This window comes from Peribacillus sp. Bi134 (assembly GCF_918698065.1).
Taxonomy (GTDB): domain Bacteria; phylum Bacillota; class Bacilli; order Bacillales; family DSM-1321; genus Peribacillus.
On sequence record NZ_CAKKLN010000001.1, the window covers coordinates 70735 to 86654 of the forward strand.

Genomic DNA, 15920 nt, shown 5'->3' on the forward strand with positions numbered 1-15920 from the left:
TCACATAAGCATGTGATGTTTTAAGAGTTTTTATTTGAAGCTAAAAAAGACTTGCCGTTTTGGGCAAGTCTCAGCTTGTAGACAAAAGGGGTACGGAATTAAAAAATTCAGAACCCCTTTTGATTTTTCGCTTATTTAAGTTAATAAGTGCAGAGCAAGTATACGTGGATTCCACACATGTGAAAGAGTGCGATATGGTTTCCATGAAAAGTGCCTCATATCTCAATGTTCGGGGAAAATTAAACGACACTTTAAAGATCTAAAGTAACCATTTCAAGTTGATCTCGCTGAATAGAATCATGTTTAGAAAGCATCCTCATCACCTCAAGTTTTAATTAGTCTATTTTAAAACAATAAAGACTTTAGGCAAAAGGGTTCTATCTAAAAGTTAAAACAAAGTTGATTGGAGCGGGTGTGCGAGACTCCTGCGGGAAAAGCGCGTCCAAGGGGAGACCCCACAGGCGCAAGAATCCCGAGGAGGCTCCCGGACCGCCCGCGGAAAGCGAGTGCCTTACGTTATAATCAACGTCAAAATTTGTACAAGCCATAAAAAAATGTAAACAATCTCGATTTTCATCGAGGTTGTCTACATTCTGAGACTTTCCGTTTTTGGGCAAGTCCTTTTGTCAGTCGCGCATGGATTCAAAATCATTCATGGCTTCCATATTTGAGTCTTTTTGAAGAATGAAGGCTTGGGACGGAATGGCAATTTGTACATCTTCCTGTTCCAATATCTCCATTATTTTAAAGTTCACATCTTCTTTGATTGATAAATATCCTCCAAAGTCCGTCGCTTTCGTGAAGAAATAAAGGTAAAGATTGAAACCGGAATGACTGAACTCATCAAATTTAACCAAAATCGTTTCCGGATGGACTTCAGGATGATCAATCAGCATTCTTTCTATGTCTTTAATGACATTTTCCAATTTTTCTTTTGGTGTCGTGACATTCACACCTAAATGGAAGGCAATCTGTCTTTTTCCCATCTTGGACCAGTTGATGATCGGTTCATTCGAAAGGGTCGCATTTGGGACTGTAACTAGAGCTTGGGCAAAAGTCCGAACTTTGGTGCTTCGGAATGTAATGTCTTCAATGGTTCCCTCAACACTTGGAGTTTTGACCCAATCTCCTATGGTAAAAGGTTTTTCGGTAACGATGACGATCCCTCCAAAGAAGTTGCTGACTGTATCTTTAGCGGCAAGAGCGAAAGCCAATCCACCCAATCCAAGCCCTGCAACGAATCCATCGACATTAAATCCCCATTCTTCAGCAATGATGGAGGCACCAAAAGCAATGATGATTAATTTTATGATTTTCGTAAAGAACGGCATGACGATTTGATCGACTTCAAGCCCGAATTTACTTACTAATTTCGGAAATAAAATGGTTAAGATCGAACTGATATTGAAAATCGTCCAAATTATTAAGAAGACAAAAAATGATCTGTATATTTTCGATCTTAATTCAACCGAAGGTGAGTCAATCGGAAAATAGTGCAGTGAAATGATAACACCAATCAAAACGATAAGCCATCTTACCGGCTGTTCTAAAGCGAGCATTAAGTTGGCGGCAAATTCTACTTTGCGTTTTTCTGCAATTCGTAGAAAGAACTTGAATATATATGTAGTAAATACTTTCCGAAGCAAAAGGAAGATTAGAAAAATACCAATGGATATTCCTAATTTGGTCCAGGCTTCGATTCCATCAAATTGATCGAGTGATTCAGAAACTTCTTGCAATGTATTACTCCTCCAATGTATCTTGTAGTATTGTAGAATACTAAGATTATAATATATTCATGCTGAAAAAGGAAAAATAATCGATGATTACATTCCTCACGGGGATTTTGCGGTTCACTGAATACTTTTTCAAGTTATTCATGGCAGGGATATATGGTAATATGGATGCAAAGTGATTTTTTAAGTTTGGAAGGTGGAAATATTGACTAAGAAAATAGTATTTACCGGAGGCGGTTCTGCCGGTCATGTATCTGTTAATGCAGCAATCATCCCGGAATTTTTAAAGCATGATTGGGATGTCACTTATATTGGTTCAAAAAAAGGCATTGAAAAAAATATCATCGAAACGGAATTCCCCGAGGTCCGTTATGAAACGATTTCCGTAGGTAAATTCAGACGTTATCTATCAGTTGAAAATATGAAAGACCCTTTCCGGGTCATAAAAGGGATTTTTGATGCACGAAAAATATTAAAAAAGACCAAGCCGGATTTCATTTTTTCTAAAGGTGGATTCGTTTCGGTTCCAGTCGTTTTGGCAGGCAGGATGCTGAGAATACCGATTGCGATACATGAATCGGATTATACGCCTGGTCTGGCTAATAAGATTGCCATGCCGCTTGCATCGAAAATTTTCACCACTTTCCAGGAAACGGAAAAAGACCTTCCGAAAGATAAGGCCATGTATCTAGGCGCTGTATTGCGCGATGGGATTTTTAAGGGAAGCGCTACAGCTGGTAAGACATTCTGTGGATTCACGAATAACAAACCGGTGTTACTCGTTATGGGCGGGAGCCTTGGAGCCGTTAAAATCAATAATATGATTACAGATAACCTAGATGCTTTATTAAAGGATTACCAGATTATACACATTTGCGGGAAGGGAAATGTGAAAACGGAATTGAAACAAAGGGGATATGCTCCTTTTGAATTCGTACATGAAGAATTATTCGATCTTTTGGCGGCTGCTGATGTCGTTGTATCAAGGGCAGGTTCAAATTCAATCTTTGAATTCCTTGGTTTGCAAAAGCCTATGCTGCTTATCCCTCTTAGTGCCAATGCATCACGCGGAGATCAAATTCTGAATGCGTCAAGCTTTGAAAAACAGGGCTTTTGTAAAGTCATTCAAGAAGAAGAGTTAAATGACCGGATTTTTAATGCTACATTAGCGGATTTATTGGAACAATCGAATGAATATCAGGAAAAAATGCGTCAAAAACGCCCATTCAAAACGGCAGCTGAAATGTATGAATTATTACTTCAAGTAATGGCTGCAAAAAAATAAGTATCAATCCCCTCTATGCAGCATATCTTTTTCGAAAAGAGGAGGGGGTAGAATGGCTTATGAATATTCCAAAGGATGGTTCATTCAGCAGCTAAAAGCTGCAGGGATAAGCTATCATCCAATTGAGAAAAAAAAGCTGGAGCTGTATAAAACCTATATTCTTAGGCGATTATACGACGATTTGCAAAAAAGATAAATCATAAAAAAGAACCGCAACGTCGTTAACGTTGCGGTTCTTTTTATAGGAAATTACTTATAAAAGGAAAAAAACAGGAAATAAGAATACCTGCGATAGCCATTGCCGCACCTGCGACAGCCCCGGTGAACTCACTTTCCTGGGCAGCTTGAGCAGTTCCGAGACCGTGAGCGATCGTACCATAAGCGATCCCACGAGCGAAGGGCATCGTAATGTTTAGTTTATCCATCATTTTTGGAGCGATCATCGTACCCAGCACCCCAGTCAAAATGACGAAGGCTGCTGATATATTGGAATTTCCGCCATAAAGTTCAGTGATTTCAACAGCGATGGGCACTGTAATGGATTTAACCGCCAATCCTTGGAGTATGAATTGCGGAAGAGAAAATGCTTTAGCGATGGCGAAGGCAATGATCAATGTGACCATAAGACCAAATATCATGCCGCTAATTGCCGGCATTGCATATTTAACGATTATCTTTCTATTCTTATAAAGTGGTACGGCCAAAGCAACGGTAGCCGGTCCCAGGAAATAGGTTATGATGTCTTTTCCCGGTGAATAATCTTCGAAGTCCAAACCGCTGATCAGCAATACGAGAATTATCGTAACCGTACTGAAAAATACGGGCGTCGTAAAAGGTGATGGATGTTTAGCATATATTTTCCTTCCAATGAAATAGGCAAGGATGGTTATCAAGATGCTATATGTTGTGATGAGCGCTGTCATGCTGCTTAACCTCTCCTCTATGGGATAGCTTCTGAACAGTCCAAGCTGAAACGATGAATCCAAATATCAGGCTGACTCCCAATGTAAGTGCCAATGGCAAACCGAATTTAATGAAAAGCCATCCCATTGTCATTAAACTGATTGAAATGGGGATGAAGAAAAAGGCTAGGTGCTTTACCAAAAATCCTGAAGTAAGTTCAATCCATTCGACTTTTATAACCTTCGTCTGTAATAAACCGAATAACAGAATCATGCCGATGACGTTGCCTGGTACGGGTAATTGAAGTAAATTGGCTAAATAATAGCCGAGCTTGCAAATGATGAGCAGGAAGATAAGCTGCACGATAAAAGCAAATGTTTTTTTCATGATTAAGTCCTTTCAATGACGCTTTGAATATATTGATGAATTGGTCAATTGTATTCATTATAAAAAAATATCCCTAAAAAGAATAGGGATTTGCAGCAATCTATCTTAAACATCCTATGTAAATGGAAAAAAGAGCTTTCCAGGTTTGGAAGCTCCGGCCATTATATGAAAAGATAAACAAATCCAAATTGAAATGTTCTTCGCTTTATGCTTCAAGTAACTGCTGTTCGTCATCATCATGCTGTCTAAGGATATGAAAGGTGTATAAATCTTTAGGGATTTCATACAAATCGTAGATATCTTCTTCATGATTGATCTGATCATAAAGGGATTTTCTTGTTTCGTTGGCATTGACGGCATAGGGAAGCTTTTCTGCAGCTTTTATAGAGCGGATATTTTTTTTGCGAATACGCATGAAGACCGTTTCCAAACCGAGCTCGAAAAAAAGCTCTTTGAAGAAAGCGTCTTTTGCAATGGCATTATACCCTTTTCCATGATAAGGCTTGCCAAGCCATGTGCCTAAGAAACCTGCACCATTTTCAATATCATATAAAGAAATACAACCGATGGGATTTTCCCATTCATCCAAGATTGTTCGTGAAATGAGTTGCCCAGCATCTTCGGCTTCGATCGTTTGCTTAGTGATGAAAACATATTCTTCATATGAATCTACCTTATGGCGCACGAAAGGGAAGACATCTGGATGCGTCATTTGTTCATAAAGAGAAAAACAATCTGTGAAATCTCTCTTTTTTAACATTTCCGTCCCTCCGTTTGAGGGCAGTTCTTATGCGTAGTCGCTGCCCACCCTCGAAATTTTTTAAGTCGTTCATCAAAAAATTTCGGGGTGGGAATCGAACCCACTAGAACCGGAAACCGGTGGCGCACCATTTGCCTTCCCTATTTTTATTGTCAGAAAATATGCAAATCTAAAGTACCTTACGAAGGTATAATACTAAAAAAAAAACGGTTTGGGAATAGGTTTTTTGCCTTTTTTTTTCGTCAAATTTCAACTTTTTCCTGAAGGGGGAAATCGGTAGGCAAACGTCTGCATTTTTCCTTGAAAAACTGGTTTTTCGCCCGCCTTTTTCTTTAAAATTCACCTGTGAATTGCATGAATAAAATGATTGCGCCGAGGGCCCATACATAAATGGAGAATATTTTCAGTGAACGCTTTTTTAAGAAATCGATCATCCATACTACTGCAATATAACCAAAGATTGCTGCGGCCAGGGTTCCGACGAAAAGCGCAGTGAGTGGAAGCCGTTCAACATCTCCAGTAAAAATCGGTTTCATCTGAAATACGATGCCCCCCGTAATGGCAGGAATTGAAAGCAAAAAGGAAAAATAGGCTGCAGTGGCCCTATCCAATCTGCAGAAGAGACCGGCGGCAATCGTTAGGCCGGAGCGCGAAAGAGCAGGCATGATGGCAGCAGCTTGGAAGGTACCGATAATCAGCGCATCTTTAATGGAAATTTCATTAAGGGATTTGGCCCCTTTTTTCACTCCGTCCGCTACCCATAAAATCAGTCCGGTCGCTAAAAATTCCCAGCCAATGGTGACACCTGTTTTTGAAAGGCCATCAAACCAATCCCCGAGTAAAATGCCGGCAATCACTGCAGGAATCGTCCCAGCAATGAGAAGCAGAGTCATTTTGGAGAAAGGATTTTTCAAAATGGCAATTATGTCATTCTTATAGACGACCAATAACGCCAGCAATGTTCCGATGTGGAGCATGGTATCCAGAAAAATTCCGGCCTCGTCAAGATGGAAAATATGCCGTCCTAAATATAAATGTCCAGTACTTGAAATAGGTAAAAACTCAGTCAAGCCTTGAATGATCCCAAGGATGAAGGCTTGAAATTCATTCAGCAAAAAAACATCACTCCATTCTAGAAGGTATAGGACAATCCATTATTTAAACTGTATGCACAAGAATGATGAACATGTCCGGATTTTATTTGCTATATCAAGAAAAAGCAGTCCAATTTTACCTGTTTTCGAATAAAATGAAAGGAAAATGAAACTATTTTTCATTTGATTCGTAATTATTCATATGAGAAAGGAGGAGAAGACACTATGCCTACTAAAGATGAAAGAGTGTTTGCTGCCCTTATTTATGTGATCAGCTTTTTTACAGCATTTATCGGTCCTTTGGTTATTTGGTTATTGAAGAAGGACTCGTCACAATTTGTGGATTATCACGGAAGGGAATACTTGAATTTTTTCATTTCCTACACCGTTTATTCAATAGTCGCAGGGATACTCACTATAGTATTGGTTGGATTCTTGCTATTGCCGGTAATCGGGATAGCTTTAGTCGTATTCACCATCATTGCTGCTGTTAGGGCTTATGAAGGAACGGATTACAGGTTCCCGTTGATCTTCAGGATATTATAGAATGATGTAAAAGGATTCCGTTCATTCGGAGTGCCTGCAGTTTTTTATTTAAAAACGTTCCAGTGGAATGAAGAAATCCGCTCCCTTTCCGCCGACTGCCTGCCAAGCCTCCTCGCCTAGCGGCTGCGGTGTCTCGGCTAGCCAGTAATTCGGCAGGTTGTCGCAAATTTCTTCAATCCAATAAGGAATCATTAAAAAGACATTAGTCTTGTTTTTAAAATTGGGTAGAAGCCATTTTGTCTACAATAGGATTCCGTTCAATTCGGAGTCCTTTTTTATTTGAACCGTGTTGGGAAATGCCCTTCATTAAAAAGGGAATAGATCACATTAAAGCGAATAAAGTATTATGAAAACTACTTCCATGCACTTTTAGGAAGTGGATGCCGGGCGGATTGTGGTACTGCTAATCAATGGCCGCCCTTAAGGCGGCAATCTTTCTTGTAAGGGGTGAGGAGCAGAGCGGGATATGAATATACGTGAATTTTATCAGAAAACGAGCAATTCAAATTTTCATGCATCTTGGATATCTCTTCTTTTGGCATTTGTATTTTTCATTTGCCATATTTTTGCGATGATACCGGGCAATATATTATTGATCACGTCTCCTTTTATTTTCTTTAGTATTGCCCAATTTATCAGTCATCGGATATATGAAAATAGAATGAAGGAATTGCCTGATGAACTCGTCGGGACGAATACCGGGTTATTAAAAAATGAACATGTTTTATTGACTTTTATGCCAGCACCGACATTGCGCCTGCTCCTATTTGCGCCTGATGGGTCACTAATGGGCGAAATACGGGATTTGAATATGAAGTGGTTCATGTGGATGATACCCAATTTATTGTCGATGCTTATGACCAAGCGTTATGAACTTGTGGACCATGAAGGGCGTTTGCTGGCTAAGTACCATATCAAAAGGGGGCTTTTCAATAAAATGACGATCATGGATGACCAGGGCGGCATTATAGGATCGTATCAAGAAAATAGGTCATTCGTGAAAATCAATGGAATGATCTATAAGGCAGACGGTACGGAATGGATGCCCATTGAAACGCCGGGGAGCGTTAATTCATTCGAGATTGTCACAAAAGACGGGGAAAAGATCGTTTCATATCAAGAAGGCTGGATGCCTTTGGAGTGGGGGAAACGATTCAAGACTAATACACCCATACTTTCTTTTTCATCAAATGTTGCTGAAATTCCTAAAATCATCGTCTTTGGGTTCTGTGCAGCCACTCTGAATCATCGTTCAAATTGACTATGGTTACCCTTTAGCAAATCTTTTAAATATTTGATATAATAATAGGAGGTACATAGATTAAATACATAATGAAAAGGTGGTAAATTATGAGTTTACTTAATGAGATTCTTGATTATAATGAACAGTTTGTAGAAAAAGGTGAATATGTTAAGTATAGAACGGACAAGTTTCCTGAGAAACGTATGGTCATCATAAGCTGTATGGACACTCGGCTCGTTGAACTATTGCCAAAATCCTTGAATGTCAAAAATGGCGATGTCAAAATCCTGAAGACTGCCGGCGCAATCGTCTCCCACCCATTCGGAAGTGTGATGCGGAGTATCCTTGTTGCCATTTATGAGCTAAAGGCAGATGAAGTATTGGTCATACCTCACCATGACTGCGGAATGGCATCAGTCGATGCCGATTCTGTAATGGACAAGATGATCGAACGTGATATACCAAAGAGCACCATCGATACACTGGGAGCTGCAGGAATCGATATCCGCAATTGGCTTCGCGGATTTGATGATGTTTATGAAAGTTGTAAGAACAGCGTCGAAGTGATTAAAGGACATCCTTTGATCCCTAAAAATATTCCTGTGCATGGTCTAATCATTTCGCCTGATACAGGGAAGCTGGAATTGGTAGTAGATGGATATTCGCAAGAACAAAAATAATATATTCATCGAGGCTGTCGGGATCATTCCCGGCAGTTTTTTTTCGAATTTTTATCATTGCTATTTATTTTTATCCTTTTTTTTGTTAAAATCGCCAAGTGTAGTTTGTCACTAATACAAACGGGTGGGCGAGGGATAAATTTAATAAGGATACAACATGAAGAAATTAAACTTGGAAACGTTTTTTCATTTTTCCGACTATGGAACGAATGGAAAACGTGAAATCCTTGCTGGAGTGGTCGGCTATTTTACGATAGTCTATATTCTCATCGTGAATTCCCTGATTTTATCGGAAGCGGGCATACCGATTAATGGTGCAGTGATTGCCACGATTCTTTTATCTGCTTTAAGCTGTGTCATGATTGGACTTTGGGCGAATGTCCCAATCCTTCTCGTTCCAGGAATGGGCGTAAATGCCCTATTTGCTTATACCATGGTTCAAGGAATGGGTCTATCTTGGCAATCGGCTCTTGGTGCTGTGTTTATCTCCGGGGTAATTTTTGTAATCATCGCTTTTACAAAATACTCTAAGTTAATCAGTGATTCGATTCCAAGTTCGATAAAAGAAGCCATATCTGTCGGTCTTGGCTTATTCTTGATGCTAATCGGTCTTGAAAAGGGCGGGATAATCACAGGAGGTTCATCATCAATCGTCGCACTCGGAGATTTAAGCGATCCAGCGGTGTGTGCAACGGTGTTGACCTTTTTATTGGCAATCACGCTGTTCATCAAGAATGTCCCCGGTAATTTCATGATTACCATCCTGGCAGGCAGCCTCATTGCCTATTGGTTCGGGACGGTTCAACTATCGGATATCCATTTTTCAGGCATAGACACAGCTTCCTACGGCGATCTTTTCTTTTCATTATCGTTCCTGGAAGCAAACCGGATTGAATTCTGGATAAGTGTATTTGCGATGACGATGGTTCTTGTTTTTGAAAATATTGGTCTTGTACACGGGCATGTAGACAGTATCAACCGCCAGGATGCCTATAAAAAGTCGCTGCAGGCGACAAGTGTGTCCGTTCTATTATCAGGCTTATTCGGTTCGAGTCCTACCGTTGCAACAGTAGAAACGGCAGCTGGAATCGCATCAGGAGGCAGGACTGGTTTTACTTCAGTGGTGACAGGCGTGCTATTCATTCTATCACTGTTATTTATACCGGTGATTAAAGTAATCCCTGACAGCGCCATTGCCCCCATCTTGATTATCATTGGCATTTTGATGCTCGGAAACATAAAAAAGCTGAATTTCAGTGATTTAACCGAGAGCATACCTGCAATCATGATCATCACGATCATTCCTTTCACATACAGTATTGCCGATGGAATGGCATTCGGTTTCATCCTGTACCCTTTCTTGAAGCTTGTAACCGGAAAAGCAAAAGAAGTGTCAGCCCCGATGTATGTGAGTGCCGGAATGTTTATCGTCTATTTCATCATCGGTATGATCGGTTAATTATTCAAAAGAGCGGTTGGAATGAGTTAATTCTTATTCCAACCGCTCTTCTTATTTGTTTTTTCGTTGGAAAAAATGGATTTAATGTGATTTACGCGATGACACATCCATCTTGAAAATGCTATGATATAGAATATTAAAAAATGATAAATGAAAAGCAGCATATTAGAGGATGTGACAGGATGATTATTGAAGGTTTAAAAAGCCATGGTTCAGGAAATGATTTCTTAATCATTGATGAATTGACTACAACCCTGACGTTTACTGAAGAAGAGCGGAAAAATTTCGCGAAGGCCCTATGCAATAGGGAGAAGCTTGGAGCGGATGGTATTTTGTTCGTAATGAAAAGTGAACATGCCGATTGCCGGATGCGTGTCTTTAATGCGGATGGATCTGAAGCCTCGATGTGCGGCAACGGACTTCGCTGTGTTGCACGTTACGCGAACGACGTTCTAGGGCTAGATAAAATGATCGTGGAAACCATGAAGGCAGATCTACTCGTGGAAAAAACGGAAGATATTTATGAGGGCATTCCGACTTTCAAGGTAGAAATTTCACCAGTAAGTTTCAATGTGAAGGATCTCCCTCTTGTATTGGCTAAAGAACAGCTGCAAAACGAACCATTGCCGGAACTTCATGATACCCTGCTATTTTCGGCATTGGCGGTTCCTAATCCACATTTGATCACACTCGTCGATAGTGATGTTTTACAAAGTGATTTGCAGGAAGAACTTTCAACAAAGGTCAATCAACCAAATGAACTTTTCCCTGATGGTGTCAATGTCAGCTTTGTGAAAGAGCTGGAACCAGGGAGCATTTATGTGCGGACATTCGAACGGGGAGTAGGCTTCACGAATGCATGTGGAACGGCGATGTCGGCTTCAAGCCTTGTAACATGCTCTGTTGGTTTAAACGCGTTGGAAAGTGAAATATCTGTCTACAATAACGGCGGAAAAGTGAAATGTGTCGTCCATCATGATGAAGAAAGCCAAAAGTATTCAATTGATTTAATCGGGAACGCAACTTATGAATTCAAGGTATCGTTTGAAATAGATTTAGATCAGCCTGAAAAATTTGAAATGCTTGAAAAAGAGGATTTTGAATTGGAAACAAGCTTATATGCCAAGCTTCAGGATGAAGTGCAAAGTTATTTGAAAACAAAATTATAAAGAAATCTTCAAACTGCAGGCAAACTCGGAGAAAAGCGAGTTTGCCTGTAGTTTTCTTATTTGAAAAAGTTGCAGTTGATTTCAGAAATCGGTTCCCTTTCTGCCGAGTGTCTGCCAAGCCTCCTAGGCTCAAGCGCCTGTGGGGTCTCGGCTAGCCAGTTATTCGGCAGGAGTGTCGCAAATTTCTTCAATCCAGTGAGTTTTCATCTCATATAAAACAGTAAAAAATCATGCTGTGAAAGCCAGTCTTGTATTCTCTATATTAAATTGAGAAAGGGTTTCGGGATAAGACCATTTCGAATCCCATTAGGTCGGCAAACCCGAAGAAAAGCGAGTGCCCTACGTTCCAACGCTACATTTTACATTCCCTCAAGGTTGCCTAATTAATAAAGCGACTTCTGACTCTTTGGGTTTATTTCAGTTGTTGGTTTTTTTTTTGTTTTAGGAACGACAAAACTTCCAAAAAGGCTGGTCCATTATCGACAAGTCTGTAATCCACAAAAGCACATCCATCCCTTTTTATTCTGTTTGGGATGGTTTCAATCGTATAGTCCTTTAACTGGAGATTTTCGTCCACTTCTTTCCAAAACAAAGGAGTAGCCACACCTGCGAAAGAATTTCCCCGTGGGGAATAAGGCTGGATGATGGTTTTTCCTTCACTATGCTGCACAAAGTCCAAGTAAAGTCGATTGTGCCGATTTATTTTCATTCTTTCGGTTGTAAAATCATTTGGATTGGAACTTGTTAAGTAGTCACCGAGAAAGTCGGTGAATATGCGTGTCTCCTGATAAGTAAATCTGTCTTCAGGCAGTGGGATGTGAATTTGCAGTCCTTTATTACCTGAAGTTTTTACAAAAGCTTTAATCCTTAATGATTCCATCACTTTTTTAATTTCCTGTGCGGCCTTTATTGCAAAGGAGAAAAATTCGATTGATGGGGGATCCAAGTCCAAGACGATTTCGTCAGGTCTTGTTTTACCCGCTTTCTGAAATGGGGCATGGAATTCCAATGCAAGCTGATTACCAAACCAAAGAAGCGTTTCAATATCGTTACACAGCATGTATTCGATATCCTCATCCATGAACGTTTTAATAAAAGCCGGCGCATAATCAGGTTTGTTTTTCTGGAAAAATCTTTCTTTATCCAAAGTGCCATGAGGATAGCGGATCGTCGTAAGCAGTTTATCCTTCAAGAAGGGTAAGAAGAAAGCTGAAACCTCACGTAAATAATGAAGGTATTCAACTTTTACCACCTGTTTACCTTCAGTTATCCAAAGCGGTTTATCCCTGGAAGTTATTTGTACCGTATCTGGAAATGTGTATTGACCTAGCACAAATTTCTCCCAGGTACATTCATCGGGAGTCGTTTGTAAAAGCCATTGCGAAAACTGGGGCTCACGCAATTCATTTTCCTCGTATACGTGTAAGAATTGAACTTCTATGCAAATGGATGGATGGATATAAAAAAATTGTGCGTCTTCGTTTGATGCATTTTGCTTTATCAGTTGATGCAATATACTTTTATCTTGAGCACTCAGTCCATTTTTAACACTTCCGATTTTCGTTACGGCACCTTCCTTGAAAACTGCGAGGGAAACATAACCATTTTCTTTGTGCAATGCTGTAATGAAACAAGAAACGGTTTTCCAGTTTTTCACCTTAATCCAAGATGTAGTACGTTTTCCTTCTTGCCAAGTACCCCTAATTTCCTTGGCTACAACCCCTTCGCCATCTAATAGGGTGACCTTATTCAAGGCACTTTCCAAAACGTCAAAACTTTCTATTAATTGTATCAAAGCCTTATCGTTGGGATCAGGCGGAATAGGAAAGCCAAGTTTTGCCCCCATATTCAACATCAATTCTCTACGTTCTTCCATAGGTTTAGCTGCTAAGTCTTTTCCGTTGATGCGAAGCAGGTCAAACGCTATAAACCGGCATGGGGAAAAGCGGGATTTTTCGGATATTAGGGATTGTTTACCAAGGCGTCCTCGCCACTGTATTTGAAAAAAGTCCGCTTTCGCTTCATTGGTAAGCCAGACCAATTCTCCATCCAACTGAAGCGGGAGATATTCTTCCAGGTCCAGTTCTTTGATGTAAGCAATGATTTCTGGGAATTGTGGTGATAATTCCTTCTCGTTCCGACTTGAAATGCTTATGGTATCGGAGTTTATCGTTAAAATAGCCCTAAAGCCGTCATATTTGACTTCATAACGCCAATCCTTGGAGCTGGGGGCTTCGGGGTAATATGTTGGCAGCATCGGTTTCATTTTTGTATCACCTCCGCAAAAAATTGATTAACATTATTTTGCCAAAAAAACGAAGTGTTAGAGTTGGCAATTGTTTTTTCGGTTTTTTTTGAACAAAGGGGAATAATAAAATTGTTCTTCTCTTTAAAAATAAGTTATGAGGTGACGAATATGCATACGATGTGGAAGGGGAGCATATCATTCGGTTTGGTGAACATTCCGATCAAACTTCATGCTGCAACGGAGGATAAGGATATTTCTTTAAGGACGTTGCATAAGGAATGTCATTCACCGATTAAATACGAAAAAGTTTGTCCGGTATGCCAGAAAGAAGTGGGTAAGGATGATATAGTCCGCGCTTTTGAATATACAAAGGGAAAATTTGTTGTATTGGAAGACAATGAACTAGAGCAACTGAAAAAACAAAACGAAGAAAAAGCCGTGGAAATTGTGGATTTCGTTAAAATTGAAGAAATAGATCCCATTTATTTCAATCGGAGTTACTACATGTCCCCTAATGATGGAGGGATAAAAGCTTATTCCCTTTTGAGGCAGGCCCTCAAGGAATCGAATAAGGTAGGATTAGCAAAAATCATCATTCGCTCTAAAGAACAAATGGCGGTAATCCGAGTCGTTGATAATACCTTGGTGATGGAAACGATTCATTATCCGGATGAAGTCCGTTCCACAGCGGATGTTCCGAATATCCCCGCCAATGATACCATTGCAAAAAAAGAAATCGATACTGCCGTATTATTAATAGATCAATTAACGACCACTTTCGATCCGACAAAATACACCGATGACTATCGAACCGCTTTACTTGAATTGATTGAATCAAAGAAAACGGGACAGACGACGATTACAGCCAAAACAAAAGAACCAGTTTCCAACAATGTAACCGATTTAATGGAGGCATTACAGGCATCCATTGACCGTACGAAACATGATGAACCGGAAAAGAAAAAGACGACCCGAAAGAAAGCGGCACCAAAAAAAAAGAAACAAGCTTAAACAGGAAGCTGAGCGGAAGACATATGGTGTCGCTCGGCTTTTCTGCTTGTTTTAGCAAGGAATCAGGCCTCTTATAAGGGAATGAAAGTGACTTTACAGGGAGGTATTTGAATAGGGAATGAAAGTGAAAATAGGTAAGTGAATCACGATTTAAGGATTAGAATGGAACTAAAAGAAAATGATGGATGATAATGAAGGCAAAAAAATTCGCTCCCTAAAGAGCGACAATGAGGAATTCAATCGTGAAAATCAACATATAGGCGAACGGTTGTAGTTTTCGACTATATATTGTGTTCATATTCTACCATATTTAATTCTGAAATAGCAACAAAATTACTGAAACTAACCTATGAATTTTTCTGGAAATCAATGATATTTCGCCCATTTAACGGCTCATGTGGCTTTTTCACTTCATATATGTTTAAAAACTACTGAATATAATGGATTTTTAGTATAATTTATACATATAGAATGATATAAATTAAATATGAATGGAAGATGCAAAATGGAAAATGGAAAAATCAAATCACTACAGGCCGGAAAGCCGAAACATGAAAGTTTTTCGAATGTCGATATCTTTTCAGCCATGGATAAACAAGCACAGGATCATGTGAAAGTGACTAAATCAGGCATAATTGGTGATGGGGTAGGTAATGAAAAGTTCCATGGAGGTCCTGATCGGGCTTTGTGCTTTTACCCCTTTGAGCATTATTCATTATGGAATGAAAGATTCTCTAAAAAGCTGGATATCCCAGCATTCGGTGAAAATTTAACCGTAGCGGGGATGAGGGAAGAAACCATGTTTATCGGTGATATTTATCAAATAGGCGAAGTGATTGTTCAAATTAACCAGGGGAGGATACCTTGTTCGACCATTTCCCACTTCAATCAAGAACCTAAGTTTTTGGAACTCGTGCTGAAAACGAGTTTCACTGGTTATTTTGCAAGAGTACTTCAAGAAGGAACGATAAATAAACAAAACGAGATCGTACTAATAGATCGTTTGCAAGAAAAAATTTCAGTTCATTATGCAGCAGAGGTAATCCTTCATAAACGAGATGGGCTGGAAGGCGCCATGGCTTTACTTACTCTGGACCCATTAGCGGAAGACTGGAAACAAAGAATCTTGAAGAGGGTTCAGGCTGCAAAAGATTGAATCATTTTTGCAAAAGTGAAAAAAATGTCGATCAGGTATTGAAATTGACAGATTATTAATGTAAATTAAATATAATCTAATTTTGAAATCTTGTGAAAATTATATAAATGGATCTTATCGAGAGAGGTGGAGGGACTGGCCCGAAGAAACCTCAGCAACCAGCTTAGGCAAAGGTGCTAAATCCAGCAAGCAGAGCTTGATAGATGAGGAGAATGTTTCAAAAAACCTTCTTCTTTGAGAAGG

The 15920-nt window shown here is 39.6% G+C and carries 16 protein-coding genes and 1 riboswitch; of the genes, 9 read left to right on the forward strand and 7 right to left on the reverse strand.

The window, feature by feature from the left end; translation table 11 throughout:
- Positions 1-626: 626 nt before the first annotated feature.
- A complete protein-coding gene (locus LQ188_RS00390; RefSeq protein ID WP_230175694.1) occupies positions 627-1739 on the reverse strand; it encodes a mechanosensitive ion channel family protein in 1113 nt (370 codons plus the stop codon).
- Between the two features lie 193 nt (positions 1740-1932).
- Between LQ188_RS00390 and LQ188_RS00395 the strand changes: the two genes are divergently transcribed.
- Positions 1933-3021: an undecaprenyldiphospho-muramoylpentapeptide beta-N-acetylglucosaminyltransferase gene (locus LQ188_RS00395; RefSeq protein WP_230175695.1), complete on the forward strand. Its 1089-nt coding sequence runs from the start codon at positions 1933-1935 to the stop codon at positions 3019-3021.
- A gap of 52 nt (positions 3022-3073) precedes the next feature.
- Complete coding sequence (locus tag LQ188_RS00400) at positions 3074-3217, forward strand: DUF2639 domain-containing protein (protein WP_101225224.1); 144 nt, start codon at positions 3074-3076, stop codon at positions 3215-3217.
- Between the two features lie 43 nt (positions 3218-3260).
- On the opposite strand, the gene LQ188_RS00405 is transcribed toward LQ188_RS00400, so the two are convergent.
- From LQ188_RS00405 to LQ188_RS00420, 4 genes are all read right to left on the reverse strand, one after another.
- A complete protein-coding gene (locus LQ188_RS00405; RefSeq protein WP_101225223.1) occupies positions 3261-3944 on the reverse strand; it encodes an LrgB family protein in 684 nt (227 codons plus the stop codon).
- Complete coding sequence (locus LQ188_RS00410; protein ID WP_230175696.1) at positions 3919-4311, reverse strand: CidA/LrgA family protein; 393 nt, start codon at positions 4309-4311, stop codon at positions 3919-3921. The genes LQ188_RS00405 and LQ188_RS00410 overlap by 26 nt, the downstream gene beginning before the upstream one ends.
- Before the next feature lie 205 nt (positions 4312-4516).
- A complete protein-coding gene (locus tag LQ188_RS00415) occupies positions 4517-5071 on the reverse strand; it encodes a GNAT family N-acetyltransferase (RefSeq protein ID WP_101225221.1) in 555 nt (184 codons plus the stop codon).
- A gap of 332 nt (positions 5072-5403) precedes the next feature.
- A complete protein-coding gene (locus LQ188_RS00420; RefSeq protein ID WP_101225332.1) occupies positions 5404-6183 on the reverse strand; it encodes an undecaprenyl-diphosphate phosphatase in 780 nt (259 codons plus the stop codon).
- Positions 6184-6390: 207 nt separating this feature from the next.
- Here LQ188_RS00420 and LQ188_RS00425 point away from each other — a divergent pair, with 207 nt between their 5' ends.
- Positions 6391-6711 carry a DUF4870 domain-containing protein gene (locus LQ188_RS00425; RefSeq protein WP_034311189.1) on the forward strand — a complete coding sequence of 107 codons (321 nt, stop codon included), beginning with the start codon at positions 6391-6393 and terminating at the stop codon, positions 6709-6711.
- A 48-nt stretch (positions 6712-6759) separates the two neighbouring features.
- Here LQ188_RS00425 and LQ188_RS00430 read toward each other — a convergent pair whose 3' ends face one another.
- Positions 6760-6903 (reverse strand): hypothetical protein, encoded by a 144-nt coding sequence (locus LQ188_RS00430; protein ID WP_230175697.1) that lies wholly within the window; start codon positions 6901-6903, stop codon positions 6760-6762.
- A gap of 274 nt (positions 6904-7177) precedes the next feature.
- On the opposite strand from LQ188_RS00430, the gene LQ188_RS00435 reads away from it, so the two are divergent.
- The 4 genes from LQ188_RS00435 to dapF all read left to right on the forward strand — a co-directional run bounded on the left by LQ188_RS00435 (position 7178) and on the right by dapF (position 11262).
- Complete coding sequence (locus LQ188_RS00435) at positions 7178-7972, forward strand: hypothetical protein (RefSeq protein WP_230175698.1); 795 nt, start codon at positions 7178-7180, stop codon at positions 7970-7972.
- A gap of 89 nt (positions 7973-8061) precedes the next feature.
- A complete protein-coding gene (locus LQ188_RS00440) occupies positions 8062-8634 on the forward strand; it encodes a carbonic anhydrase (protein WP_101225218.1) in 573 nt (190 codons plus the stop codon).
- 157 nt (positions 8635-8791) lie between these two features.
- Positions 8792-10093, forward strand: coding sequence for an NCS2 family permease (locus tag LQ188_RS00445; RefSeq protein ID WP_101225217.1), 1302 nt, complete (start codon positions 8792-8794; stop codon positions 10091-10093).
- 182 nt (positions 10094-10275) lie between these two features.
- A complete protein-coding gene (dapF, locus tag LQ188_RS00450; RefSeq protein ID WP_230175699.1) occupies positions 10276-11262 on the forward strand; it encodes a diaminopimelate epimerase in 987 nt (328 codons plus the stop codon).
- A gap of 412 nt (positions 11263-11674) precedes the next feature.
- Here the strand turns inward: dapF and ligD are convergent, their stop codons facing one another.
- Positions 11675-13528 (reverse strand): DNA ligase D, encoded by a 1854-nt coding sequence (gene ligD, locus LQ188_RS00455; RefSeq protein ID WP_230175700.1) that lies wholly within the window; start codon positions 13526-13528, stop codon positions 11675-11677.
- A gap of 150 nt (positions 13529-13678) precedes the next feature.
- Here ligD and LQ188_RS00460 point away from each other — a divergent pair, with 150 nt between their 5' ends.
- Both LQ188_RS00460 and LQ188_RS00465 read left to right on the forward strand, forming a co-directional pair.
- Complete coding sequence (locus tag LQ188_RS00460) at positions 13679-14521, forward strand: Ku protein (protein ID WP_101225214.1); 843 nt, start codon at positions 13679-13681, stop codon at positions 14519-14521.
- Between the two features lie 505 nt (positions 14522-15026).
- Positions 15027-15677: an MOSC domain-containing protein gene (locus tag LQ188_RS00465; RefSeq protein WP_230175701.1), complete on the forward strand. Its 651-nt coding sequence runs from the start codon at positions 15027-15029 to the stop codon at positions 15675-15677.
- Positions 15678-15788: 111 nt separating this feature from the next.
- Positions 15789-15887, forward strand: a riboswitch (SAM riboswitch).
- Positions 15888-15920 lie beyond the last annotated feature (33 nt).